General features: G+C 39.9%; 21 protein-coding genes. 12 read left to right on the top strand and 9 right to left on the bottom strand.

Going from position 1 to position 24684, the window contains the following annotated elements:
* Positions 1 to 6: 6 nt before the first annotated feature.
* Complete coding sequence (locus tag C7S20_RS10595) at positions 7 to 705, top strand: gluconate 2-dehydrogenase subunit 3 family protein (protein ID WP_107012446.1); 699 nt, start codon at positions 7 to 9, stop codon at positions 703 to 705.
* A gap of 191 nt (positions 706 to 896) precedes the next feature.
* On the opposite strand, the gene C7S20_RS10600 is transcribed toward C7S20_RS10595, so the two are convergent.
* A complete protein-coding gene (locus C7S20_RS10600) occupies positions 897 to 1256 on the bottom strand; it encodes a hypothetical protein (RefSeq protein WP_107012447.1) in 360 nt (119 codons plus the stop codon).
* A 635-nt stretch (positions 1257 to 1891) separates the two neighbouring features.
* Between C7S20_RS10600 and C7S20_RS10610 the strand changes: the two genes are divergently transcribed.
* Both C7S20_RS10610 and C7S20_RS10615 read left to right on the top strand, forming a co-directional pair.
* Positions 1892 to 2545 (top strand): DUF2461 domain-containing protein, encoded by a 654-nt coding sequence (locus C7S20_RS10610; RefSeq protein ID WP_107014199.1) that lies wholly within the window; start codon positions 1892 to 1894, stop codon positions 2543 to 2545.
* 2 nt (positions 2546 to 2547) lie between these two features.
* Positions 2548 to 3069 carry an adenine phosphoribosyltransferase gene (locus C7S20_RS10615; protein ID WP_423738320.1) on the top strand — a complete coding sequence of 174 codons (522 nt, stop codon included), beginning with the start codon at positions 2548 to 2550 and terminating at the stop codon, positions 3067 to 3069.
* On the opposite strand, the gene C7S20_RS10620 is transcribed toward C7S20_RS10615, so the two are convergent.
* From C7S20_RS10620 to C7S20_RS10630, 3 genes are all read right to left on the bottom strand, one after another.
* Entirely contained in the window at positions 3066 to 3218 is a 153-nt protein-coding gene (locus tag C7S20_RS10620) for an SsrA-binding protein (protein ID WP_107012448.1), read from the bottom strand. The two genes, C7S20_RS10615 and C7S20_RS10620, sit on opposite strands and share 4 nt — an antisense overlap.
* Positions 3219 to 3398: 180 nt before the next feature.
* Complete coding sequence (locus C7S20_RS10625; RefSeq protein ID WP_107012449.1) at positions 3399 to 5408, bottom strand: M56 family metallopeptidase; 2010 nt, start codon at positions 5406 to 5408, stop codon at positions 3399 to 3401.
* Positions 5405 to 5767: a BlaI/MecI/CopY family transcriptional regulator gene (locus C7S20_RS10630; protein ID WP_107014201.1), complete on the bottom strand. Its 363-nt coding sequence runs from the start codon at positions 5765 to 5767 to the stop codon at positions 5405 to 5407. The genes C7S20_RS10625 and C7S20_RS10630 overlap by 4 nt, the downstream gene beginning before the upstream one ends.
* A gap of 129 nt (positions 5768 to 5896) precedes the next feature.
* Here C7S20_RS10630 and C7S20_RS10635 point away from each other — a divergent pair, with 129 nt between their 5' ends.
* The 3 genes from C7S20_RS10635 to C7S20_RS10645 all read left to right on the top strand — a co-directional run bounded on the left by C7S20_RS10635 (position 5897) and on the right by C7S20_RS10645 (position 10765).
* A complete protein-coding gene (locus tag C7S20_RS10635) occupies positions 5897 to 6844 on the top strand; it encodes a calcium/sodium antiporter (RefSeq protein ID WP_107012450.1) in 948 nt (315 codons plus the stop codon).
* Between the two features lie 435 nt (positions 6845 to 7279).
* Positions 7280 to 9466, top strand: a complete 2187-nt coding sequence (locus tag C7S20_RS10640; protein WP_107012451.1) for a glutamine synthetase III family protein — start codon at positions 7280 to 7282, stop codon at positions 9464 to 9466.
* A 120-nt stretch (positions 9467 to 9586) separates the two neighbouring features.
* Positions 9587 to 10765: an AIR synthase related protein gene (locus C7S20_RS10645; RefSeq protein ID WP_107012452.1), complete on the top strand. Its 1179-nt coding sequence runs from the start codon at positions 9587 to 9589 to the stop codon at positions 10763 to 10765.
* A gap of 322 nt (positions 10766 to 11087) precedes the next feature.
* Here the strand turns inward: C7S20_RS10645 and C7S20_RS10650 are convergent, their stop codons facing one another.
* Together C7S20_RS10650 and C7S20_RS10655 are read right to left on the bottom strand one after the other, a co-directional pair.
* Positions 11088 to 11405, bottom strand: coding sequence for a type II toxin-antitoxin system RelE/ParE family toxin (locus C7S20_RS10650; protein ID WP_107012453.1), 318 nt, complete (start codon positions 11403 to 11405; stop codon positions 11088 to 11090).
* Positions 11396 to 11638: a hypothetical protein gene (locus tag C7S20_RS10655; RefSeq protein ID WP_107012454.1), complete on the bottom strand. Its 243-nt coding sequence runs from the start codon at positions 11636 to 11638 to the stop codon at positions 11396 to 11398. Before C7S20_RS10655 ends, C7S20_RS10650 begins: the two co-directional genes overlap by 10 nt.
* 437 nt (positions 11639 to 12075) lie before the next feature.
* Between C7S20_RS10655 and prfA the strand changes: the two genes are divergently transcribed.
* From prfA to C7S20_RS10670, 3 genes are all read left to right on the top strand, one after another.
* A complete protein-coding gene (gene prfA, locus C7S20_RS10660; RefSeq protein ID WP_107012455.1) occupies positions 12076 to 13152 on the top strand; it encodes a peptide chain release factor 1 in 1077 nt (358 codons plus the stop codon).
* A 145-nt stretch (positions 13153 to 13297) separates the two neighbouring features.
* Positions 13298 to 14122, top strand: coding sequence for an orotidine-5'-phosphate decarboxylase (pyrF, locus tag C7S20_RS10665; RefSeq protein ID WP_107012456.1), 825 nt, complete (start codon positions 13298 to 13300; stop codon positions 14120 to 14122).
* Between the two features lie 4 nt (positions 14123 to 14126).
* Positions 14127 to 14906, top strand: coding sequence for an ABC transporter substrate-binding protein (locus C7S20_RS10670; protein WP_107012457.1), 780 nt, complete (start codon positions 14127 to 14129; stop codon positions 14904 to 14906).
* On the opposite strand, the gene C7S20_RS10675 is transcribed toward C7S20_RS10670, so the two are convergent.
* From C7S20_RS10675 to purU, 3 genes are all read right to left on the bottom strand, one after another.
* Entirely contained in the window at positions 14896 to 15075 is a 180-nt protein-coding gene (locus C7S20_RS10675; RefSeq protein WP_107014202.1) for a Lacal_2735 family protein, read from the bottom strand. The two genes, C7S20_RS10670 and C7S20_RS10675, sit on opposite strands and share 11 nt — an antisense overlap.
* A 161-nt stretch (positions 15076 to 15236) precedes the next feature.
* Positions 15237 to 15938, bottom strand: a complete 702-nt coding sequence (locus C7S20_RS10680; RefSeq protein ID WP_107012458.1) for a DUF4197 domain-containing protein — start codon at positions 15936 to 15938, stop codon at positions 15237 to 15239.
* A 97-nt stretch (positions 15939 to 16035) separates the two neighbouring features.
* Positions 16036 to 16887 carry a formyltetrahydrofolate deformylase gene (purU, locus tag C7S20_RS10685; protein ID WP_107012459.1) on the bottom strand — a complete coding sequence of 284 codons (852 nt, stop codon included), beginning with the start codon at positions 16885 to 16887 and terminating at the stop codon, positions 16036 to 16038.
* A 141-nt stretch (positions 16888 to 17028) separates the two neighbouring features.
* Here purU and C7S20_RS10690 point away from each other — a divergent pair, with 141 nt between their 5' ends.
* The 3 genes from C7S20_RS10690 (at position 17029) to C7S20_RS10700 (ending at position 24682) form a co-directional block, all read left to right on the top strand.
* Positions 17029 to 20481 (top strand): methylmalonyl-CoA mutase family protein, encoded by a 3453-nt coding sequence (locus tag C7S20_RS10690; protein ID WP_107012460.1) that lies wholly within the window; start codon positions 17029 to 17031, stop codon positions 20479 to 20481.
* A gap of 611 nt (positions 20482 to 21092) precedes the next feature.
* Entirely contained in the window at positions 21093 to 22895 is a 1803-nt protein-coding gene (locus C7S20_RS10695) for a TPR end-of-group domain-containing protein (RefSeq protein WP_107012461.1), read from the top strand.
* A gap of 2 nt (positions 22896 to 22897) precedes the next feature.
* Entirely contained in the window at positions 22898 to 24682 is a 1785-nt protein-coding gene (locus C7S20_RS10700) for a TPR end-of-group domain-containing protein (RefSeq protein ID WP_107012462.1), read from the top strand.
* The last annotated feature ends 2 nt before the right edge of the window (positions 24683 to 24684 follow it).

Raw genomic sequence — 24684 nt, forward strand, 5'->3', positions numbered from 1 at the left:
CTGGTTATGAACAGAAGAGATTCACTTAAAACCTTAATTATCGGCGGAGCCGGCTCTGGTTTATTAATGAGCTGCCGCCTTGATGAAAATACCGATGTAAGTCAACTGACCGATATCAGGGAAAAAGAATTCGATTACGGAAGGACTCCCGAAGAGGAGGCCCGTGATGAACGGCTGATGGAAGAAGATTTTTATACCGATGAGGAGATGGGTACTATCATTGTTCTTAGTGATATAATCATGCCCGGCGACAATACAAAGCCGGCTTCAGAGGTTGGTGTTCCTGAATTTATCGAATTTATCACCAAGGATATTCCCGCCTATAAAATTCCTATGCGAGGTGGTCTAAGATGGCTGAAAAATGAAAGTTATAAACGTTATAATCAGGATTTCGTAGATCTTTCAAAAGATCAGCAGCTTTCCATTATTGATGATATCGCTTATCCTGAAGAGGTAAAACCTGAGTATTCCCAGGGTGCCAAATTTTTCAGTACCATCAGAAACCTGGTGACGACCGGCTATTTTACCAGCAAAGAAGGGATCGAATATTTAGGTTATAAAGGAAACAGGCCAAATGTATGGGATGGTGTTCCTGAGGATGTCCTTCAAAAACACGGTTTGGAATATGACCAGGAGATGTTGCGACAGGCTATTAAACCTGAAGAGAGAAACGAAATTGAAGACTGGAATTCCTATGAGGTTTAATTTGATCTCAAACCCTATAATCTGAAAAAGCTCAATTTTCAGATGGAAAAGACTGGCTGAAAAAAATCATCAGGCTGAATTTTTTTCAGAAGATATAATCTTAATTATCAGAAGGTTAATTTCTGAAATAAACTGGAAACCCGGTTGAACTGTCATTTTCAGCCAGCCAATAAAAGTGAAAATAAAAAAGCTTATTCTACTCTTTCCTTTTTATAAGAGTTTTTGGTCAGGCAACGAACTGCATGGGGTGTAATTCCTACATTAATAAGTGAAGAGGGAATATTCTCGTCGTCCATTCCAAGGCTTTTCATGTGATTAATAAGATTTTCCTTTACACAGCCTTCAATTTCTCCAATCCCCACCCGATAACATGCTTTACGAATATAGATCTGTTCGTCGTCAAAAAGTTTGGTTGTTATGTCAACATCTATCTTTTTGCCGTTTACCCGGCTTGACAAATAATAATTGAATTTAATGTCCTTCTTGTCTTTCAAAGGTTTTCCATCGGTTTTGGGAATATATACAAATTCCCCTAATTGCTTATAGTTCATTAGTAATCGAAGTTAGGTTGTTGTGTCAATTAAGTAATACTGAATATAAGGAAAAAGCTTCTTTATGATTAACACTATCCACTTTTTAATGAATGCAATCAGTTGATTTTCAGAGGATCGTATTAAGGCTTTTTTCAGATGCTTTTAACCGGTTCTTTACGCGGTAAATGGCGGTTAATTCTAAGTTTCCGGTAAACCAAAGATTATGAAATTAAAAGCCCTGTTTTTTAGGCAATACGCTTAAGAATCACCGGATACTTCAAGTACTAAAAAGCGATTTCCGGTATCCTCTTGGAGTTGTAATAGATATTTTTACCAGCTCGTTACCAACGGTTAGGGTTATGGACAATTGGCCGGAGTAGGAGACACGGGTTTGTCAGTTTACAAAATGAATTAATAAATCTCTAGAACACGATCCACCGTCTATTCGCTTTAACCTATGTTAGAGACTGGTGGCACCCTTTAAATAGGTTTCAGGAGTCATTATCGCTAATTCACTTTTTTTGTAGTCTTTAATATTTCTCGTAAGCACACCTGAAGAAACTTTCTGAAAAAGCTGAAAAATGAGCCCATAAGCTCGAAATTTGCTGAAAACGCTGGTGTCCACCGCCCTTTTTTATATCTTTAAAAGAAAAATGAGCTTCCAAAAGCTTTTCGGTTTTCTCGAAAGACTAAACCGGAATAATTCTAAAGAATGGATGGATGAGCATCGCGGTGAATATTATGAGATCCGCGATTTTTATATTTCCTGGCTTAATGAGCTGGATATCAAACTGGCCAAAATAGATCCCGATTATTCTCCAACTACCGGAAAGCAGGCCATCAACCGCATAAACAATAACCTTCTTTTTCATCCCGATAAACCTGTTTATAAAGATCATTTCGGTGCCGGCCTTGATAAAGAGAAGGGGAAAGGCGATTTTTATATTCATATCGGGATCAATGAGCGTTTCGTTGCTGGCGGATTTTACAAGCCGCCAAAGGAAAAACTGGATAGCATTCGTGCAGCTATAGATTATAATGGAGAAGATTTCCGAAAAATTCTGAATAAAGCTTCCTTTAAAATAGTTTTTGGAGAAATGATGGAGGTCGATCCTTTAAAAACTTCACCAAAAGGATATCCGGCAGATCATCCATACATAGACCTTTTAAGGAAAAGGACCTTTGCCGTTATGCATTCCTTTTCAAGAGAAGAGGTAACCGCTGACGATTTTCAGCAAAAAATTATCACTATATATAAAGAAATGCTTCCTTTTCGTAAATATCTGAATCACGCCATAACTGTTTAAAAATGGAAATAGACTTAAAAGAATATATAAGAGAAGTAAAAGATTTTCCCAAAAAAGGGATTTCATATAAAGACATTACTCCGCTCCTCCAGGATCCCGAAGCGATGAAGTATACTGTTAATCTTTTTATGGCCGGACTTAAAGGAAAAAAGATCGACAAGGTTGTTGGCATCGAATCCCGCGGATTTTTCTTTGCAACTCTTTTGGCCGAAAGACTTGATGCAGGCTTCATTCCGGTACGAAAACCTGGAAAATTGCCCTATATCACACATAAAGAAACTTATGAACTGGAATATGGTACCGATACTTTAGAGATCCATGAAGACGCGATAAAGAAAGGAGAGAAAGTGCTGCTGCATGACGATGTACTGGCAACGGGAGGAACAGCGCTTGCCACCTGTAAGCTCATTGAAAAATGTGGTGGAGAGATCGTTCAGTGCAATTTTCTGGTGGAACTCGGATTTTTAAAAGGAAGGGAAAAACTAAAGAACTATGAGGTGAAGAGTTTGCTTGATTATCTTTAATCCAGCGAATTTTTTGTGACCCACAATTTCCAGCCGATGATCGCCATTTGCAGTTTGCTGGCCTTGCTTAAGTCGAGCTGCTTTTTGGAATAAGAAGGCAGTACCTTTTTATTGAATTTTGCCAGTGCCTGAAAAATTTTCTTCTTCATCTAAAGGATGGTTTCTATCAAAGATATCAAATTTTTAAAAATGCTGTTTTTGGAAAGATTAAGCGTTTCTCCTTCCAAAGGATCGAAAACTGAAACCTGCTTACCACAGGCAGGCAAGTTCAGCTTGACGAAAATTGAACTTTTGAGACAGATCCTTTAAACAATATTTTTTGAAATAAACTATTCCGTTTTAATTTGAATTCCTCCATTGCGATCTAATCCGATGACTATGGGAGGAATTCCGTCTTTCTTTTCCCAGGTAGCTGATGCTTTGCTGCTATCTTTTTTACCTGAAATTCTGATATTCGTGATTTCATTTTTTGAATTTCTTTTGATTCCTGAAAAACTCACTTCCATTCCTGTTGATTGCTGAATTCTGGCTTTAAGTCCTTCCAGTTCATTGTCTGAAAGTGTTTTAGTAAGTCTGAAGGCAATCGCATCAGTTTTACCTGATTTTAATTTATAATTTGAAGATTTGGTATTAATCTCTATAACACCGTTCTCTCCTTTTTCGCCGTACTTTTCAGTGGCCTGATTTCCCTTCAGCACATTTATAGCCGCTATTTCTTCGGGTTCCATCTGGTTTAAATCAAAATCTTTTTCTTTTACCTCACCATCTATTATTATCAGCGGCTTTTCTCCCTTGTGGTTGCCGAGAATGATTTCTTGATCATTTTTCCCATACTCATAGGCGTAAATATCTCCATTGGGATTTTCTGCGGAATCAGAGATCGTTACATTTCTCCTGATTTTTATTTTTGGAGCCTTTTTGTCTTCGCTTTTTGTGCGCACAATTATAACTCCGTTGCGACCGCGAGCTCCGTAAAGTGCAGTGGCCTTAGGGTTTTCCAGGACTGTAATGTTTATGATTTTGGAAGGGCTGAGACTTTCCAGTTCTGACCGGTCTTTCTGTGGAATTCCATCTATTATCACCATCGGTTTGTCGTCCTGGAGAATTGGGGACGCATGATCAATGATCCTGTATTTTTTCTTTCCGGAAGTCGCTTTGGTTTCTTCAATTTCAACCGTCTTTGCAGAGCCCAGCGAAAGTTCACCATTTTCAGCAATAAGAATATCTATGGGTTTTATTCCATCGGGATTTCTGCGACTAAGGCTTCCTTTATTTACGGTATTATTGTCTTTTACTGAAATGTCGACCCCGGTGAGGGTACCTGCGGAAGAGTACTTTACATGATCAAATTTGAGCTTTACACCATGGCTCGCAAAGTCCTTTTCGAATTCTTGCAATTCTGATTTTGTTGTTTTTTTAGTAATGCGGGCTGAAATTGCTCCGGAAGCTACGGAAGTTTCTGAAGGCTGTTGTTGCAGGATCCTGGCCTCTGTTTTTACATTGAAGGTTAGCATGAAAGTAAAAATAAGAGGGAGCACGAGGCTGCTTTTCCAGAATTTCACATTTCCTGAATGACGTTTGTTGAGCATAAGAATTCGTTTTTTGATAAATGACTGATAAAAGTGATTAGTAAGTGCCGGTTTTAGGTCGGCAACCGAAACTTTCACCAGCGCATGCTGGTAATCTTTTAAAGGGTAGCCCGCTGCAGCCTCCCTGTCGGCGATAAATTCAAGATTTTGTTCGATGGATCTTTTATAAAACCATGCGAACGGATTAAACCAAAGGAGACATTGCGCAAGATTTGCCATTAAGATGTCCATACTGTGAAACTGCCTGGTATGAACTTTTTCATGCTCCAGGATCAGTTTCAGATCCCCGGGATGATGTTTATCAGAGTTGTAAACGATATAATTGAAAAAGGAAAACGGCAGCTGATTTTTGGAAGTATCAATGAAATAAATACCCTTCTCTTTTTTGGCATTTTCAGAAATAATAATCCTTAAAACTGAAAATAGCTGAAGGCCGAAACGCAACAGAAAAAAACTGGTAATACATAAATATACCATTCCTGCGATCTCCCACCAGTCGAAACTTTCCTGAACTGCTACCAAAGTGAGATTCGTTTCCTGACTTGTTATTGGAAGCGGAGGAGCTTCTATAAAAACGGTTTTTGTAAAATAGATCGCAGGAAAGATTGCGGCCACGATGAGTCCGCCTAGTAAAAATTTCCTATTAAGATTGAAAAATGTTTCCTTTTTCAACAGTAATTGATAGGTTCCATAAAAGATCAGCAGTAAAACAGAAGATTTGAACAGGTAAAAAAGTATATCCTCTATCATTTTTTCTTTTTTTCGATGATCTCCAGTATTTCCCTAAGCTCTTCCGCGCTAATCTTTTCTTCTTTGGCAAAATAGGAAACCACACTCTTAAACGAATTATCAAAAAAGCGTTTAGTAGCCATGTTCATAAACTGTTTCCGATATTTTTCCTTGCTTACCACCGGATAATACTGGTGTGTTTTCCCGAATGCTTTATGAGAAACATAGCCTTTTTCCTCAAGATTCCTAATGATGGTGGAAACAGTGTTATAATGCAATTTTTGATCTTTAAGTTCGGCTAAAACCTCTTTTACAAAGGCTTTTTCGAGATCCCACAACACGTGCATGATCTCCTCTTCTTTATTGGTTAATTTTTCCATTTTGGTTGATTGAATAATCATCTTGTTTTCAAATATAACGAAAAAAATAGTTTAACAACTATAAAAGTAGTTAGTTTTTTGTGTCTGCCTATATTTTTTCGATTGACTATCTTCGTCAAAAATTGTTCTATGAGCATCGTTTATTTACTTATAGGTTTTGTTTTACTGGTAATAGGAGGGGAGTATTTGGTGAGATCTTCAGTGGCTCTTTCTTTCCGGATGAACATTTCCCGAATGGTCATAGGATTAACGGTGGTATCTTTTGCTACTTCAGCCCCTGAGCTGTTGGTAAGCCTCCAGGCTGCTATTAACGGTTTTTCAGATATTTCTCTGGGAAATGTAATCGGTTCTAATATCGCCAATATCGCCCTGGTAATGGGGATCACGGCTATGATCGCTCCGCTTTTTGCCGACAGGGATTTCTTTAAGATCAATTGGCCGGTCATGATGATCTTTTCAATTATCCTCTATTTTTTCCTGAAAAATGGGCATGATCTTAACAGGTTAGAAGGGCTGGCTCTGTTATCGGGTCTGTTTGTTTATCTTTTTTTCCTGTTAAGGCGCGCACGCATAAAGGATGAAGTTCTCGTAGAAGAAGTTGATGAGAAATTAAAAGAAGTCTCCACTTTTAAAATAATCATTTGGCTGGGAATAGGCATTTTTGCTTTATGGGCAGGTTCTGAATTACTTGTTAAAGGGGCGGTAGAACTGGCAACCAAATTAGGAGTGAGTGAACGGGTGATTTCCGTGACCATGATCGCAGTGGGAACGAGTATACCCGAACTCGCGGCTTCTATTATCGCGGCGGTAAAACAGGAAAAAGCCATCTCTCTAGGTAACCTCATAGGCTCGAATATCTTTAATATTTCTTCAGTTTTGGGCATTACGGCGCTTATAAAACCTATCCAGGTGCAATCCCCCGAGATACTTACCAATGATATTATCTGGATGCTTGCGGTAGGATTTATTCTGGCTCCGCTGGCCTTTCTGCCTACCAGGCTAAAATTTAGCCGGTATAAAGGATTTTTTCTTTTCGCTGCCTATTGCGTTTTTGTTGCAATGACTATTCTTAGCTAAAAAGAACCGAATTTCTAGTTTTTAATATTTGAACCTCATTAAAAGGAGTTGGTTATCCCTCTTATTTTTAATCTTTTAAGGTGTTTTTTATTGATTTCTTTCTGAAAATCAATTTTTTCTGCTTTTATTTTTTCATTTCTGTTTTTACCTGGAATTTATAATCTTCGTAATAATTGAGGGCTAAAAATGCGATTTGGATAAATACCCTATACAATTACAGGGCTTAAATAATAAATTTTAATTTTACCCTCAAATATACCCTTATTTTAACAGGGGGTAAAACTCAGAAACATATAAATATTTACCTGATTTAATGAAATTTCATAGGATAAATATTATATTCGCATCTGAAAATTGGAAAATTAACCAGCTGATATTTATAAAAGACTTTTTTAGGTCTTCATTTTAATAGAATTCAAATCAATAAAGTACAATATGCCAACACTACGATTTCAAGCTTTAAAAGAAACGCTCGGCAGAAGCGCTGTTAAAGTAGACGAACCAGGAAGAAGGTCTGAGATCTATTCACAGAATGTTTTCAATGAATCAATGATGCGTCAGTTTCTTACCAAAGAAGCTTACGAGAATGTTAGAGAAGCCATACAAACCGGGAAAAAGATTGACCGCTCAGTAGCCGATCATATCTCTACCGGGATGAAAGAGTGGGCTATTTCTAAAGGAGTAACGCATTATACGCACTGGTTTCAACCGCTTACCGGAGCAACTGCCGAAAAACATGATTCCTTTTTCGAGCCAATTGGAGATGGAACGGCCATCGAAAAATTCGGAGGCGGACAATTAGTACAACAGGAACCAGATGCTTCCAGTTTTCCTAGTGGAGGTATAAGAAATACTTTCGAAGCCCGTGGCTATACCGCATGGGATCCAACTTCCCCTGCATTTATCTGGGGGACTACCCTTTGTATTCCTACAGTTTTCGTTTCATATACCGGTGAAGCACTTGATAATAAAACTCCGCTTCTTAGAGCTTTACAGGCCGTTGATCATGCTGCTACCGATGTATGTAAATATTTCGACAAGAATGTAAAGAAAGTTAATTCTACTTTGGGATGGGAACAGGAATATTTCCTTATTGACTCAGCCCTTGCGGCTTCCCGCCCTGATATTACGCTTACCGGAAGGACTTTGCTCGGACATTCGCCTGCTAAAGGACAGCAATTAGATGACCACTATTTTGGTTCTATTCCTTCAAGAGCTATCTCTTTTATGATGGATCTGGAAATAGAGTGTATGAAATTGGGAATTCCTGTAAAGACCCGTCATAACGAAGTGGCTCCAAACCAGTTTGAGCTTGCTCCGATTTTTGAGGAAGCCAACCTGGCCGTAGATCATAACTCCCTTATAATGGATGTGATGAAAAAGGTTGGAGAACGTCATCATTTAACCGTTCTCATGCATGAAAAACCTTTTGCCGGGATCAACGGAAGTGGTAAACACAACAACTGGTCTCTCGCAACCGATACCGGAGTGAACCTTCTTTCTCCAGGTTCCACACCTATGAAAAACCTTCAGTTTTTAACCTTCTTTATCAATACCATTAAAGCGGTATACGATTATGAAGAATTGCTGAGGGCTTCCATCGCAAGTGCTTCAAATGATCACCGCTTAGGTGCAAACGAGGCTCCACCTGCGATTATTTCGGTTTTCATCGGATCACAGCTTACCAAAGTTCTTGATGAACTTGAAAAAGTTACCGACGGAAAACTTTCTCCTCAGGAAAAAACCGATCTTAAACTTAACGTGGTTGGAAAAATTCCTGAAATCTTAAGAGATAATACCGACCGTAACCGTACTTCCTCATTCGCCTTTACCGGCAATAAATTCGAGTTCCGTGCCGTTGGCTCTATCGCTAACTGCGCCGGTGCGATGACCGTTCTTAACAGTATTGTTGCCAAGCAGCTGCGCGATTTCAAAAAAGAAGTTGACAAGCTGGTGAAGAACAAAAAAATGAAAAAAGATGATGCTATTTTCAATGTTCTTAGAGAATACATCAAAAAATCCAAAAAAATTCGTTTTGAAGGGGATGGTTATAGTGAAGCATGGGAAAAAGAGGCTGCAAAGAGAGGTCTTAGCAATAATAAAAATACCCCTACCGCTTTAAAAGCACAGGTAAGTAAAAAGACCATCGATCTTTACAAAGAGCTTGAGGTGATGAATAAGACCGAAATAGAAGCTCGTCACGAGATCGAACTTGAAGAATATGCGATGCGTATTCAAATTGAAGGACGTGTACTGGGAGATATCGCGCGAAACCACGTGATTCCAACGGCTATTCGTTACCAAAACCTTCTTATTGAAAATGTTCGCGGATTGAAAGAAATTTACGGTGAGGATTTTGCACGTCACGGCAAGGAACAACTGGAAATCCTGGAAAGTATTTCCTCTCATATAGCTATTATCAATTCCAAGATTAACGCCATGATCGAAGCTCGTAAGGTCGCCAATAAGATTGAAGAGGTAGAAGAGCGGGCCTTTGCCTATTGTGATGATGTGAAGCCTTATTTTGATGAGATCCGTTATCACTGTGATAAACTGGAATTATTGATTGACGATGAACTCTGGCCATTGACCAAGTACAGAGAATTGTTGTTCACGAGATAAATATTCTGTTAAACTAAGATTGGAAGCCCCTGCTTATGCCGGGGCTTTTTTATTTTAAAGTCTGAAGTTTTATCTAAACTTTCAAAACTGATTATCTTTGGAAACTCAAAACCTTCAGGAATGAGCAAAGAAGTAAGTAAACGATATGCTGGCCGCGGTGTTTCTGCCGGAAAGGAAGATGTGCACAAGGCTATTAAAAATGTGGATAAAGGCCTTTTTCCGAAGGCATTCTGTAAAATCGTGCCCGATTATCTGACCGGAAGCAGGGATCACTGCCTTATTATGCACGCCGATGGTGCCGGAACCAAATCTTCGCTTGCTTATATGTACTGGAAGGAAACCGGGGATCTTTCGGTTTGGAAAGGCATTGCCCAGGATGCTCTTATCATGAATATCGACGATCTTCTTTGCATTGGGGCTATAGACAATATTCTTCTTTCTTCCACTATCGGAAGGAATAAGAACCTGGTTCCCGGTGAAGTGATTTCTGCGATCATTAACGGAACCGAAGAATTGATTTCCGAATTAAATGATTTTGGCGTGGAGATACATTCTACCGGTGGGGAAACGGCCGATGTGGGTGATCTTGTACGAACGATAATTGTAGATTCCACGGTGACTGCACGGATGGAACGAAAAAAGGTGATCAACAATGCCAATATCAGACCCGGAAATGTGATCGTTGGGCTGGCCTCTTTTGGCCAGGCTTCTTATGAAAAGGAATATAACGGCGGAATGGGTAGCAACGGACTTACCTCTGCGCGCCACGACGTTTTTTCCAAAATTCTCGCTGAAAAATATCCCGAAAGTTTTGATAGTTCCATACCTGAAGAACTGGTGTATTCAGGATCGAAAAAATTAACCGATAAAGTGGAAGATAGTCCGCTGGACGCGGGTAAACTGGTGCTTTCCCCAACCAGAACCTATGCGCCGATCATTAAGAAAATACTTCAGGAAATTGGCAACGAGAATATCAACGGGATGGTTCACTGCAGCGGGGGCGCTCAGACAAAAATCCTTCATTTCCTGGATAAATATCATGTGGTTAAGGACGATCTTTTTGAAATTCCGCCTTTGTTCAAGTTAATTCAGAAGGAAAGCGGCACGAACTGGAAAGAGATGTACCAGGTGTTTAATATGGGACATCGTATGGAACTTTACGTACATCCTGATTTCGCTGAGAAAATAATAGAGATTTCAAAATCTTTCAATGTAGATGCGAAAATAATCGGGAGAGTAGAAGATTCTGAAACTAAAAAACTCACTATTAAAAGTGAATTTGGGGAATTTGAATACTAGATTTAGCCGATGTCCGCTTCCAATGAATTGCAAACTTTAACAATTAGCGAATATCAGCTGAATCAGCTTGAGAAAAAGGCATATAAAAATAAAAAAATCTCCCGCAGATGACCCAGAAATCCGCAGATTTTTTTCTCAAAGCGCTTTATGGGTTATACTGGTTGAAAATCAGCGTGGATCTGGGAGATAGGTCACGTTTATTCGTCAGTTGTGGTAGTGAAAATGCGGATTTGTTCGATTTAGTTTTTAATTCCTGGTTTTCTACAATCTTTTTTTAGCAGAATGGCCGCAATTGCGAATATGCGATGTTGGCAACTGGCTGCTATTTGGTTTGATTAATTTTTTCTGGATTTTGTCTGGTATCAAAGACATTAGTAATTTCTATGCGCTGTTGATTTTTATTAATCCAGTAAATAATCTTGTAGTTTTTAAAAATTAAATATCTAAAATCTTGTTCTCTTTCTTTAAGAAGAAATTCTTTCTGGCCAATTTCAGGTGTCTTTTCTAAATCATTTGTAGAATCAATAATTCCGTTAATTATATCTGCAGCAACTCTTTTGCTGGCCTTATATTTATAGTAATGAAATATATCTTCTAATTTATCCTCGGCTAGTTGAGTCCAATAAACGGTTAGCTCCATTTTTGAACTTTTGTTTTTAATTCAGATGCTTTAATTAATCGCCCATTTTTAGAGTCATCTAAGGCCTGGTCAATTTCCTTGTTAAATTGTTGCATTGACATAGGTTTCATTTCCTTTTCAAGCAATTCTGCTTTTCTTTTATGCAGCATTTTCTCTAATCCATTTATAATTTCTTCATTTTGTAAACGAAGAAATTCTTGAACAAAAGATATTTTTTTAGCCTCTAAATCCATCTGTCTGCTTTTTATCAAAAATACGAATTCTAATTTATTCCTTCTATTTTAGTTAAATTTTTGTGCAGCTTGTTGCCAGCTGCGGGGTAAAGAAACTTCAGAAAGAAGTAAAGAAACCTGTTTTATCAAAGCTCCCGCAGATGACGCAGAAATCCGCAGATTTTTTTCTCCAACAGATTTAGGGGTTATACTGGTCGAGAATCAGCGTGGATCTGCGGGAGAAAAATACTCAACGAATCCTTTCTTCATTACTTCTTTAAGCGTTTAAGAGCTTAGTTTAAATAATAACTCTCTCCTGTTTCTAAAACTTCAATAATATCACTTTTTTCAACAGAAATTATCGGTGAAGCTTCGGTAAAAATTTTTCAGAAGAAAGCAATGCGGTATAGAATTCCGTGGATTTATCGTAAATTTGCAACCTAAATTCAGCATTTTATATGATTGATAAGCTTAATATCGTAAAGCAGCGATTTGATGAGGTGAACGATTTGATTATTCAGCCGGATGTGATCTCAGATCAAAAGCGATATATTGAATTAAACAAAGAATACAAAGATCTTAAGGCGCTGATGAATGAGCGCGAAAAATATATGCGGCTTACCGATAATATAAAGGAAGCCGAAGAGATCATTGCCGATGGAAGTGATCCTGAGATGACCGAAATGGCAAAACTCCAGCTTGAAGAGGCTAAAGCGCAACTCCCGGAACTCGAAGAAAAGATCAGGATGATGTTGGTTCCCAAAGATCCTGAAGATGCCAAGAACGTGGTGATGGAGATCCGTGCGGGTACCGGCGGTGATGAGGCCAGTATTTTTGCCGGTGATCTATACCGTATGTACACCAAATATGTGGAAAGCAAGGGCTGGAAGCATAATATTGTTGATTTCAGCGAAGGTACCAGCGGAGGTTTCAAAGAGATCATTTTTGAGATTTCAGGGGAAGAGGTCTACGGCACAATGAAATTTGAAGCCGGCGTGCACCGTGTTCAGCGTGTGCCGCAAACCGAAACCCAGGGAAGAGTGCATACATCTGCAGCTACTGTGATGGTGTTACCTGAAGCCGAAGAATTTGATGTGGAGATCGATCCTAAAGATGTTCGTATAGATTATTTCTGTTCCTCAGGTCCCGGCGGACAATCGGTGAATACTACCTATTCGGCAGTTCGATTAACCCACGAACCTACCGGACTGGTAGCTCAGTGCCAGGATCAAAAATCTCAGCATAAGAACAAGGAAAAAGCCTTCCGCGTTTTGCGTTCCAGGCTTTATGAAATGGAACTTGCCAAGAAACAGGAAGCCGATGCGGCAAAACGAAATTCAATGGTTTCCAGTGGTGACCGTAGTGCAAAGATCCGTACTTATAATTATGCGCAAAGCCGGGTGACAGATCATCGTATCAATCTTACTTTATATGATCTCTCGAATATCATTAATGGCGATATTCAAAAGATAATCGATGAATTAAGATTCGCCGAAAACACCGAAAAACTCAAGGAAAATTCAGACATCCTTTAAATGTCTAAGGTTTAAGGTTTAAGGTTTAAGGTTGAGAAGTTCTAATGATGAATATATTGATTCTCCCAGAAAAAATTAATCTTAGATAATTGATAATTGATAATTGATAATTGATAACTGATAACCGATAACAGGTAACTGAAAAATGAGGACAAAGGAACTGATCGAACAAATCTTTAAAAAGAAATCATTTTTATGCGTTGGTTTGGATACCGATCTGGAGAAGATCCCAACCTATCTCCTTTCAGAAAAAGATCCGGTTTTTACTTTCAATAAAGCAATTATCGATGCCACACATCAATATTGTGTAGCCTACAAACCCAATATAGCCTTTTACGAGGCGATGGGTCTGGATGGCTGGAAAGCGCTGGAAAAGACCATTAATTATCTGCATTCCGAATATCCCGATCTTTATACCATTGCCGATGCCAAACGTGGCGATATTGGCAATACCTCGCGAATGTATGCGAAGACCTTTCTAAAAGATCTCGGGTTCGATTCGGTGACCGTAGCGCCATATATGGGGAAAGATTCTGTGGAGCCTTTTTTGGAATTTACCGACAAACATACCATCCTGCTTGCTTTGACCTCTAATGACGGAGCATCCGATTTTCAAATTTTGAAAACTGAAGGAGAAGAGCTTTACAAAAAAGTCATTAAAACTTCCAAAAGCTGGAAGAATTCTGAAAACCTGATGTATGTAATAGGCGCGACAAAAGCAGAATATCTTTCAGAAATAAGAAAGATCATTCCTGAGAATTTTCTTCTCGTCCCCGGTGTGGGCGCCCAGGGCGGAAGTCTTGAAGAGGTTTGTAAATACGGAATTACAAAAGATGTTGGCCTGCTGGTAAATTCTTCCCGAAAGATCATTTATGCTTCTGATGCTCCTAATTTTGCTGAAATTGCCGCTGCACGTGCCGAAGCCCTTCAACAACAAATGGCTGCAGAACTGGAGAAACTGAAATCCTGAAAATATGGAGATCAGGGATCAGCTTGGCAGAAAAATCCATCTTTCCAAAGTTCCCGAAAGAATTGTTTCCCTGGTTCCGAGTCAAACCGAATTACTTGTAGATCTTGGCATGGAAAAGAATATTGTTGGGATTACCCAATTTTGTGTTCATCCTTCTTATTTAAAAAAGATCAAAACGAGAGTTGGCGGCACGAAAAAAGTGAATTTCAGAAAAATTCATGAATTGGAGCCAGATCTTATCCTGTGCAATAAAGAAGAAAATACTCCGGAAATGGTTTCCGAACTTGAGAAGATCGCCACTGTTCATATTTCAGACGTTGTCACGATTGAAGATGCTTTCGATTTGATGCTCCAGTATGGAAAAATGTTCGATCGCGAAAATTTCGCCCAAACCATGATTGGCGCTATCAGAAAAAAGCTGGATAATCTTCGGGATTCTTTAAAGGACAAACCTGTTAAAAAGGTTGCTTATTTTATATGGAAAGCTCCCTATATGCTCGCGGGGCAAAACACGTTTATCAATTCTTTATTAGAAATAAATAATTTTGAAAATGCAGTGAAAGAAAATCGTTATCCCCAAATGAGTTTAAAGGAAATAAAAAATCTTGAGCCGGAACTCTGCCTTCTTTCCTCTGAACCATATTCCTTCACAGAGGAGCATAAAAAGGAACTGCAACCTCATTTTTCAGAGGTTAAACTGGTCGATGGAGAGTATTTTAGCTGGTACGGTTCACGTCTATCTGAAGCTTTGGATTACTTCAAGGCCCTGCATCTTAATCGATGAGCGCGCTTTTCATCCTTTTAAGCTCTTCAAGAATTTTAACCGCCCTTTCATTTAGCTTGTCGCTCTGCTCTTTATCGGTAAGGGCAAGTTTGTAGGAGCGTGCCATTAGTCGGGAATACTTTTCGCATAAAAGTTCTTCCCTGGTTTTATTTTCAAAGATTCTAAACATGGTAGTATCGGACTTTTCCTTCAACGTTATCATTCTGCATGCTACAAAGCTACACAGGCTTTACCATAGGTTATGATAAAATCCCGTTAAGCTTATTCTAAAAACTTCAGGAAAAGGCCTTTAGAGTGTTAAAATATTATAAGTTGTAGGAAAAATATTTCTTAATCTTGTGCTCCAAATACCCTTTTCAGCAGTTGAGTGGTGCGGGCTGAAAGATCGTTTCGGATGTCTTTCTCTTCGATGGAGATCATGGTAAAAACTCCATCTAATGCTTCATTTGTTACATAATCGGGAAGGTCAGGATTCACATTATTTGTAAGAGGGATGGCATTGTATCTATCAATGATATTCTTCCAGACTTCGGTGGCTCCAACTTTATCCAGAGAATTTGAAATTATAGGACTGAATTTTCGATAAAGCTCCTCACTGGTCCTGTTTTGCAGGTAATTGGTTGCTGCATTATCGGGGCCAAAAAGAATATTCCTGGCATCGTTAATGCTCATTTGGGTTACCGCATTGGTGAAAACAGGGATTGCTTCCTTAACGGCATCTTCGGCGGCGTGATTCAGGACCATTAATCCTTTATCGGCCAGGGCATCCAAACCTATATCTCTAAGGGTTTTATCAACTTTTCGGAGTTCTGGCGGAAGCGTGATCCGCACGAGCTCATTATTATAAAAACCGTTTTCTTCAGCAAGTTTGGTGACTTCGCGGTCTATTCCAAATTGAAGCGCCTGTTTTAATCCTGAACTTATTTCAGCATCGCTTAAGGTATAGTCCTGTGGCAACTGCGAAGCGATGTTCTGAAGCTCAGCACAGGAGGTGAACATGAAAATGAAGGATAAAACTAAAAGTTTTTGCATAACGGTCTTTTCTCAAATATAAGGCTTTTCGATTTGAAACAATTTGGGAACCGGGTTTCATAGGATAAAATTTATCCGATTCTTCAAGTGGAAAAAATCAGGTGAAAATGACAGTTTTATTGTTATAGACCAGGGTTTTTCGCGCGAGATGGAGCTTAATTGCCCTTGCCAGTACAATTTTCTCCAGGTCCCTTCCTTTAAGAATGAGATCGCGGATAGAATGATGGTGTGAAATTCGGGAAATATCCTGTTCGATAATCGGCCCGGCGTCCAATTCGGCGGTGACGTAATGGCTGGTGGCGCCAATGATCTTAACACCTCGTTTGTAGGCCGAATGATACGGTTTTGCGCCGGCGAAGGCAGGTAAAAAAGAATGGTGGATATTGATAATGCGGTTTGGGAAAGCTTCGATCATTTCTCCGGAAATGATCTGCATATACCTCGCAAGCACGATGAAATCAATTTTTTCCTTTTTAAGCAGTTCCAGCTGTTTTGCTTCTGCTTCAGATTTTCTATTTTTTTCAACCGGAATATGATAAAAGGGAATACCGAAGCTTTCGGCAATGGGCTGAAGTTTATCATGGTTGCTGATGATAAGTGGAATTTCTACCTCCAGTTCGCCTGATTTATATCTTCCGAGGAGATCATAAAGACAGTGCTCGTATTTAGAAACGAAAATTGCCATTTTCTCGGGTGCTTCGGCAGAAGCTATTTTCCAGGTCATTTCATATTTTTCGGCAATCGAAGCGCCAAATTTTTGCTTCAGCCTGTCAAGTTTAAGGTCTTCGGAAAATTCGCACTCCAGGCGCATAAAAAATACCTTATTTTCTCTATCGACATATTGATCTATATAAATTATATTCCCTTGCTGCCCATGAAAAAATGAAGTAACGCCGGCAATGATCCCGGAGGTATCGGGGCAGTGAATTAGTAGGGTGATCTTGCTCATTTCAGCCTGTTTTTCAGCTAAAATAGGAGATTTTCAAGGCATTCCGCAGAAACCTGCCAAGTATTAGACAATTATCAGAAAAGGCCGCTAAACTTTACAATTTTCGTAAATTGCAGCCTGGAAAAACCGATAAATTCAATAATGGAACCACAACAAGCATATACTCCAAAACATAAAATTAGAATTGTAACCGCGGCTTCGCTTTTTGACGGTCACGATGCGGCTATAAATATCATGCGCCGGATCATTCAGGCTACGGGGGTGGAAGTGATTCATCTGGGCCATGACCGCAGTGTTGAGGAAGTGGTGAACTGTGCCATTCAGGAAGATGCTCATGCGATAGCTATGACCTCATACCAGGGCGGCCATATTGAATATTTTAAATATATGTATGACCTGCTGAACGAAAAAGGAGCAGGACATATTAAAGTTTTTGGCGGCGGCGGCGGAGTGATCCTTCCGGAAGAGATCAAAGAGCTCATGGATTATGGGATCGAGCGTATTTATTCGCCTGATGACGGGCGCGAAATGGGACTGCAGGGAATGATCAATGATATGATTCAAAAGGTCGATAATGAGATCCCCTCACTTCCTGAAAAAATCAACATAAAGAGCAAGCTTGAAGATAAAGACATCAATACCATTGCGCGGCTTATTTCCCTTGCTGAAAATAAGCACGAAGAATTCAAAACTGCCTTTCTGAAAAAAGATTTTAAAGGAGCTAAAACTCCGGTCCTCGGAATTACGGGTACTGGCGGCTCCGGAAAATCCAGCCTGGTGGATGAGCTGGTGCGAAGATTTTTAGTCGATTTTCCCGAAAAATATATCGGAATTGTTTCTGTAGATCCATCCAAGAAAAAAACCGGCGGTGCTCTGCTGGGGGATCGAATCCGAATGAATTCAATCAATCATCCGCGAGTTTATATGCGTTCTCTGGCAACGCGACAGTCAAACCTGGCGCTGTCAAAATATGTCGCGGAAGCGGTAGATGTGCTTAAAGCGGCTCATTACGACCTGATCATTCTTGAAACTTCTGGAATCGGGCAAAGCGATACTGAAATTTTAGATCATTCAGATGTTTCACTTTATGTGATGACGCCTGAATTCGGGGCGGCTACGCAGCTGGAAAAGATAGATATGCTTGATTTTGCCGATTTAGTGGCGATCAACAAATTCGATAAACGGGGCGCTCAGGACGCGCTGAGGGATGTGAAAAAACAATACCAGCGAAATCACCAGTTATGGCATGAAGATGCTGAAAAATTGCCGGTTTTTGGAACAATTGCTTCCCAATTTAACGATCCCGGTATGAATACGCTTTACAAACATATCATGGATAAGGTAGAGGAAAAGACCGAAAGCGGACTTCATTCTACCTTTGAGATCTCCCGTGAAATGAGCGAGAAGATCTTCGTAATTCCGCCCAAACGTACCCGCTATCTTTCAGAAATTGCAGAAAATAACCGCGGTTATGATGAAAAAGCCGCTGTTCAGGTTGAAGTTGCGCAGAGGCTTTATGGAATTTATAAAACCATATTAACCGTGGCCGGTGTCACGACGAGTGGAGTCGAGACGTCTTATTTAGATAAAAACGGATTGGATAGCGAAGAGATTCTGGAACAGGTTCAGAATAACGAAAATAATGAGTTTCTGAAGCTGCTTTTCGCCGAATTTGACAAACTGAAAATGGATCTTGATCCATATAACTGGGAGATCATTTTCGGCTGGCATGAAAAAGTGAATAAATATACGGAGCCTATCTATAGCTTTAAAGTACGTGATAAGGAGATCAAAATTGAAACCCATACCGAGTCACTTTCACATACCAGAATTCCTAAGGTTGCCTTGCCAAAATATAAGGCCTGGGGTGATATCCTGGGTTGGTGTCTTCAGGAAAATGTTCCGGGAGAATTTCCATATACCGCAGGGCTTTATCCATTTAAGCGGCAGGGCGAAGATCCAACCCGTATGTTTGCCGGGGAAGGGGGACCGGAAAGGACGAACAGGCGTTTCCATTACGTGAGCCAGGGGCTTCCTGCCAAACGTCTTTCCACCGCGTTCGATTCGGTAACCCTTTACGGAAATGATCCAGATCACAGGCCGGATATTTATGGAAAAATTGGTAATTCCGGCGTGTCTATCTGCTGCCTGGACGACGCCAAGAAACTATATTCCGGATTTGATCTTGCCAATGCGATGACCTCGGTGAGTATGACCATTAACGGTCCGGCGCCGATGTTGCTTGGCTTCTTTATGAATGCTGCCATCGATCAGCAATGTGAAAAATACATCAGGAAAAATGGGCTCGAAAATAAAGTGGAGGCAAAGCTGAAGGAACTTTATGACGATCAGGAAATCGAAAGGCCCCATTATCGCGGAGAACTTCCCGAAGGTAATGACGGACTTGGTCTTATGTTGCTTGGTCTTACCGGTGATCAAATTCTTCCGAAAGATGTCTATGAAAAAATAAAAGCAGAAACGATCAGCGTGGTACGGGGAACCGTGCAGGCCGATATTTTAAAAGAAGACCAGGCTCAAAACACCTGTATTTTTTCTACGGAATTTGCCCTAAGACTGATGGGTGATGTACAGGAATATTTCATTAAGGAAAAAGTCAGGAATTTCTATTCGGTTTCCATTTCAGGCTACCATATCGCGGAAGCCGGCGCCAATCCTATTACTCAGCTCGCATTTACCCTGGCAAACGGTTTCACTTATGTGGAATATTATCTGAGCCGGGGAATGGATATCAATAAATTTGGTCCCAATCTTTCGTTTTTCTTCTCTAACGGAGTCGATCCGGAATACGCTGTAATTGGTCGTGTTGCCAGAAGGATCTGGTCTAAAGCGCTGAAGCATAAATACGGTGCTAATGCTCGTGCTCAAATGCTGAAATATCATATTCAGACTTCCGGACGGTCATTGCACGCACAGGAGATCGATTTTAATGATATTAGAACAACTCTTCAGGCGCTTTACGCTATCTACGATAATTGTAATTCGCTGCACACCAATGCCTACGATGAAGCGATTACCACACCTACCGAAGCATCGGTAAGACGAGCCATGGCTATCCAGTTGATCATCAATAAGGAATTAGGGCTCACCAAGAATGAGAATCCTATTCAGGGCTCTTTTATTATCGAAGAACTTACCGATCTTGTTGAAGAAGCCGTATTAACCGAATTTGACAGGATCACCGAAAGAGGTGGGGTGCTTGGCGCCATGGAAACCATGTACCAGCGCGGAAAAATACAGGAAGAGAGCCTGTATTATGAAACCTTGAAACATAATGGCGATTATCCTATTATAGGGGTTAATACTTTTTTAAGCTCTACCGGCTCCCCAACGGTGACTCCCGGCGAAGTGATCAGGGCAACTGAAGAGGAAAAGGAACACCAGATAAAAACTCTGCAAACTCTTCATAAAGCAAAAGAGTCTAAAGCTGCTGAAACTTTAAGAAGAATTCAGAAAGCCGCGATCCATAACGAGAATCTTTTCCGGGAATTGATGGAAGCAACAAAAGTTTGTTCTTTAGGCCAGATCACCAATGCACTTTTTGAAGTAGGAGGGCAGTACCGAAGAAATATGTAAGCAGAGAGCCAGCTTTCCCGGTAGAGTCTGCCCTGAGCTCCTGCCGATAGGCAGGTTGTCGAAGGGCTTATCCCTAGCAGCGCAGCGGCCTCGGGATCTTATTTCTTTGATGTTGTGCGAAGGTTTAATCTGGGAAATTTCGTCACCCTGAACTTGTTTCAGGGTCTCAATACAGAATAACCCACTAATGAACTAAGTATTTTAAAAGTTTTTATACCGAGTAAAAGAAATCGTCACCCGGAAATTTTCCAGTTTCTTTTCGAGCCGTTAAATGATCATCAGCAACTTAAGCATTTGTGAATTCGTGACAGCGTTTATTTCAAAATACACGTCACCCTGAACTTGTTTCAGAGCTTTATTATCATCCTTATAATGATTCTTACCTTTAATAGCAAAAAGGCCAATATGGAAAATTACTTATCCTGAACCGTTAGGCCATCTTATTTTCTTATCAATTCATTTATTTCATCAACGAGAATGTAGATAAGTCAGGTTTTGTGTTAAAACCTCGCCATATTTAAAATTACATCAACATGACTTTGTGATAACTATATAAATTTAGTAATTTTCGATGTCCCAACATTGCGCTAACTTATAATCAGGGATCACGTGTGAACTTTAAAAATTATTTCGATGAGCTAAAACGCCGAAACGTATTTAAGGCGGCTTTGGCCTATGTAGTGGTTTCGTGGATCATCATCCAGGTAGCTTCCATTGTTTTTCCTGCTTTCAATGCTTCAAAAGCAGCGATAAGAACTATTCTCATAATTCTTATAATAGGTTTTCCCGTCTGGCTGGTTTTTGCCTGGGTTTATGAAGTAACCCCGGAAGGTTTAAAAAAGACTGAGAAAGTAGATCGGAAAGAATCCATTACATCTCAAACCAGTAACAAATTCAATAAACTTATCCTGGGAGCATTAGCTATTGCCATTATTCTTCTGGGGGTAGATGTGTATGGTATTTATTTGCATAAAGATGAACCTCAAGCTGCAAATACAGAAAATGTGGCTCCCGCAAAAGCTGAAGATAATAAACCGGCAGAAACACTGGACAAGTCCATCGCTGTCCTGGCTTTTGACGATATGAGCCCTAAGAAAGACCAGGAATATTTTTCTGATGGCATCAGCGAGGAAATTCTGAATTACCTGGCAAAGAACCCCGATCTGGAAGTGATTAGCCGCACTTCTTCTTTTTATTTTAAAGATAAGGAAGCGACCACTAAAGAGATCGGGCAGAAGCTGCATGTAAATTACCTGCTGGAAGGCAGTGTGCGCAAGGCAGGTGATATGGTACGCATCACTGCTCAGCTCATCAATATTTCCACAGGTAACCATATTTGGTCTGAGACCTATGACCGCAAGCTGGATGATATTTTTAAGATCCAGGACGATATCGCTGCGGCGGTAAGTAAAAAGCTGGAAGCTAGTTTGCTTGGTGAGAAAACTAAAGAAGTGAATACCGATGCCTTTACCTTATACCTTCAGGCCAGACATCTGTGGGAACAATCGACCAATGAGTCATTAGAAAATGCTTTGGACTTACTGAAAAAAGCAAACAGGATTGATTCAAATTATGCCCCAATTTGGGAGCTTATGAGTGAAATTTACTATTCTCAAGGATTCCGTTCCCCAATTTTAGCAAAAGAGAAAGCGTATGAATTAGGATTTAATGCAGCCAGAAAAACCGTGAAAATTGATCCTCAATATGCCATGGGATACCTGGAACTGGCAAGATGGAATATGACTCAATTTGATTTTGAAAAAGCCAAAATGAATGCCGAAAAAGCGATCGAAATTGCACCTGACAATCCTGAGGTTCTAAGGGATAAAGGGATGATGACTTTTGACTCCGTTTCAGAAATGATTAGGAATGATAAAAAAGCTTTAAAACTTGATCCTCTCTTATATTCTTTACATCGAACCTTAAGTGTTGATAATTATTGGTATGGGAACTATGAAGAAGCGTTGAAAGAGATGAATATTTATATGGAATATCAACCAGGTACAACGGCTACTAGTAGTTTTAAAACGATGATTCTTCTGAATTTGGATAAAACAGAAGAAGCTATGGAAGAAATAAATAAAGAACCGGATCCTTTTTGGAAAGAGTATAATAAAGTTAAAGTGCTATTTCAGTCAGGTAAAAAGAAAGATGCCTTTAATCTTCTAAATGAATTTATAAATGCTTATCCCAATGAAACCGTAAATATTGCCGATATCTATGCCTTTATGGGTGATCGTGAAAAGACTTTCGAATGGTTGCAGAAAGCATTAGAGATAAAAGATCCAACGCTCACAGAAGCTGTGTATTACCCTACATTTAAAAAATTCCATGATGATCCTCGCTGGCAGCAACTATTGGAGGAGATGGGCGTGCCAGAGGAGAATGGCATTCCCGGTTATAAGAAATCATAAATATGGATTTTAAAAATTATTTTAAGGAGTTAAAGCGAAGAAACGTGTTTAAGGCGGCGATAGCTTATTTAGTGGTAAGCTGGATCGTTATTCAGGTGATCTCCATCCTTTTTCCATTGTTCAAAATTCCTGGGGCATTTCAAAAGGGAATCGTGATCATCCTGGCGGTTGGCTTTCCTGTCTGGCTCATCTTTGCCTGGATCTATGAACTCACTCCCGATGGATTAAAAAAAACCGAAAAGGTAGCACAGGAGAGATCCATCACTCACGAGACCAGCAATAAATTCAATAAAATTATCATTGGTGCTTTGGTAGTGGCTATTATTCTGCTCGGAGCGAACCTATACAGCAATTACACTAAAAATGACGAGAAACCTCAGGCGAATGTCACCGCGAATAACAATTCGGAAACAACCGATAAAGAAGAAAAATCCATCGCCGTACTGGCTTTTGACGACATGAGCCCTAAAAAAGACCAGGAATATTTTTCTGACGGTATCAGCGAGGAAATTCTGAACTACCTGGCAAAGAACCCCGATCTGGAAGTGATCAGCCGTACTTCTTCTTTTTATTTTAAAGATAAGGAAGCGACCACCAAAGAGATCGGGCAGAAGCTGCATGTAAATTACCTGCTGGAAGGCAGTGTGCGCAAGGCAGGCGATATGGTACGGATCACTGCTCAGCTCATCAATATTTCTACAGGTATCCATATCTGGTCTGAGACCTATGACCGCAAGCTCGATGATATCTTTAAGATCCAGGACGATATCGCTGCGGCGGTAAGCAAAAAACTGGAGGCGAGCCTGCTGGGAGAAAAGATCAGTGAAACCAATACCAAAGCTTATACCCTGTACCTGCAGGCAAAACATTTGTATAATCTGCGTACGGAAGAATCAATGAAAAAGGCCCTGGAACTTTTAAAACAGGCGACTAACATCGACTCTAAATATGCACCATCCTGGGCTCTAATGAGCGGGATTTATAGGTTTTTAGGATATAATGCAAGCGCTCTCCCTCATGAAAAAGCTTATGAATTAGGGACCAAAGCTGCGAAAAAGGCGATAGAAATAGATCCTTCATATGCCAAAGGGTATATGGGATTGGCAAATTTCAATCTGGCGCAATTCGACTTTAAAAAAGCCAAACAAAATACAGAAAAGGCACTGCAACTAGCACCCAATGATCCTGTTGTATTATCACGTTCAGGAATGATGACCTTCTCCTCAATTCTAAAAATGATTGAGAACACTAAAAAAAGCATGAAACTGGATCCGCTTTATTATCCTAATTATTATAATCTCGGGCTCCTCTATTACTGGGAAGGCAACAATCAAAAAGCCCTGGAGTATTTCGATCAATACGAGGAGTACCAGCCAGGAGCTATGGGCTTAAATTATTTAAAAACATTGGCTTTACTGGCCGAAGGTCGTACTCAGGAAGCCCTGGCTACCATTGAAAAGGAACCATATCCATTTTTTAAAGCTTACGGGAAGATCAAATCTCTTTATCAGGCGGGTAAAAAAGAGGAAGCTTCAGCGCTTTTTAAAGATTTGAGAAAGAATTATCCAAAAGAAGCAGCCAATATTGCCGACATCTATGCCTTTATGGGTAATCGGGAAAAAACTTTTGAATGGCTAGAAAAGGCTGTAAAAATTAAAGATCCTACTATAACGGAAGCTGTATATTACCCCACCTTTAATAAATTTCATGACGATCCTCGCTGGCAGCAACTATTGGAGGAGATGGGCGTCCCGGAGGACAATGGGATTCCAGGTTATAAAAATTAGTT

It is taken from the genome of Christiangramia fulva, assembly GCF_003024155.1.
Taxonomy (GTDB): domain Bacteria; phylum Bacteroidota; class Bacteroidia; order Flavobacteriales; family Flavobacteriaceae; genus Christiangramia; species Christiangramia fulva.

Excerpts from the sequence above, each read along its gene's own strand:
- C7S20_RS10595 (WP_107012446.1), top strand. The coding sequence starts at position 7 with ATGAACAGAAGAGATTCACTTAAAACCTTAATTATCGGCGGAGCCGGC.
- C7S20_RS10600 (WP_107012447.1), bottom strand. The coding sequence starts at position 1,256 with ATGAACTATAAGCAATTAGGGGAATTTGTATATATTCCCAAAACCGAT.
- C7S20_RS10610 (WP_107014199.1), top strand. The coding sequence starts at position 1,892 with ATGAGCTTCCAAAAGCTTTTCGGTTTTCTCGAAAGACTAAACCGGAAT.
- C7S20_RS10615 (WP_423738320.1), top strand. The coding sequence starts at position 2,548 with ATGGAAATAGACTTAAAAGAATATATAAGAGAAGTAAAAGATTTTCCC.
- C7S20_RS10620 (WP_107012448.1), bottom strand. The coding sequence starts at position 3,218 with ATGAAGAAGAAAATTTTTCAGGCACTGGCAAAATTCAATAAAAAGGTA.
- C7S20_RS10625 (WP_107012449.1), bottom strand. The coding sequence starts at position 5,408 with ATGATAGAGGATATACTTTTTTACCTGTTCAAATCTTCTGTTTTACTG.
- C7S20_RS10630 (WP_107014201.1), bottom strand. The coding sequence starts at position 5,767 with ATGGAAAAATTAACCAATAAAGAAGAGGAGATCATGCACGTGTTGTGG.
- C7S20_RS10635 (WP_107012450.1), top strand. The coding sequence starts at position 5,897 with ATGAGCATCGTTTATTTACTTATAGGTTTTGTTTTACTGGTAATAGGA.
- C7S20_RS10640 (WP_107012451.1), top strand. The coding sequence starts at position 7,280 with ATGCCAACACTACGATTTCAAGCTTTAAAAGAAACGCTCGGCAGAAGC.
- C7S20_RS10645 (WP_107012452.1), top strand. The coding sequence starts at position 9,587 with ATGAGCAAAGAAGTAAGTAAACGATATGCTGGCCGCGGTGTTTCTGCC.
- C7S20_RS10650 (WP_107012453.1), bottom strand. The coding sequence starts at position 11,405 with ATGGAGCTAACCGTTTATTGGACTCAACTAGCCGAGGATAAATTAGAA.
- C7S20_RS10655 (WP_107012454.1), bottom strand. The coding sequence starts at position 11,638 with ATGGATTTAGAGGCTAAAAAAATATCTTTTGTTCAAGAATTTCTTCGT.
- prfA (WP_107012455.1), top strand. The coding sequence starts at position 12,076 with ATGATTGATAAGCTTAATATCGTAAAGCAGCGATTTGATGAGGTGAAC.
- pyrF (WP_107012456.1), top strand. The coding sequence starts at position 13,298 with ATGAGGACAAAGGAACTGATCGAACAAATCTTTAAAAAGAAATCATTT.
- C7S20_RS10670 (WP_107012457.1), top strand. The coding sequence starts at position 14,127 with ATGGAGATCAGGGATCAGCTTGGCAGAAAAATCCATCTTTCCAAAGTT.
- C7S20_RS10675 (WP_107014202.1), bottom strand. The coding sequence starts at position 15,075 with ATGTTTAGAATCTTTGAAAATAAAACCAGGGAAGAACTTTTATGCGAA.
- C7S20_RS10680 (WP_107012458.1), bottom strand. The coding sequence starts at position 15,938 with ATGCAAAAACTTTTAGTTTTATCCTTCATTTTCATGTTCACCTCCTGT.
- purU (WP_107012459.1), bottom strand. The coding sequence starts at position 16,887 with ATGAGCAAGATCACCCTACTAATTCACTGCCCCGATACCTCCGGGATC.
- C7S20_RS10690 (WP_107012460.1), top strand. The coding sequence starts at position 17,029 with ATGGAACCACAACAAGCATATACTCCAAAACATAAAATTAGAATTGTA.
- C7S20_RS10700 (WP_107012462.1), top strand. The coding sequence starts at position 22,898 with ATGGATTTTAAAAATTATTTTAAGGAGTTAAAGCGAAGAAACGTGTTT.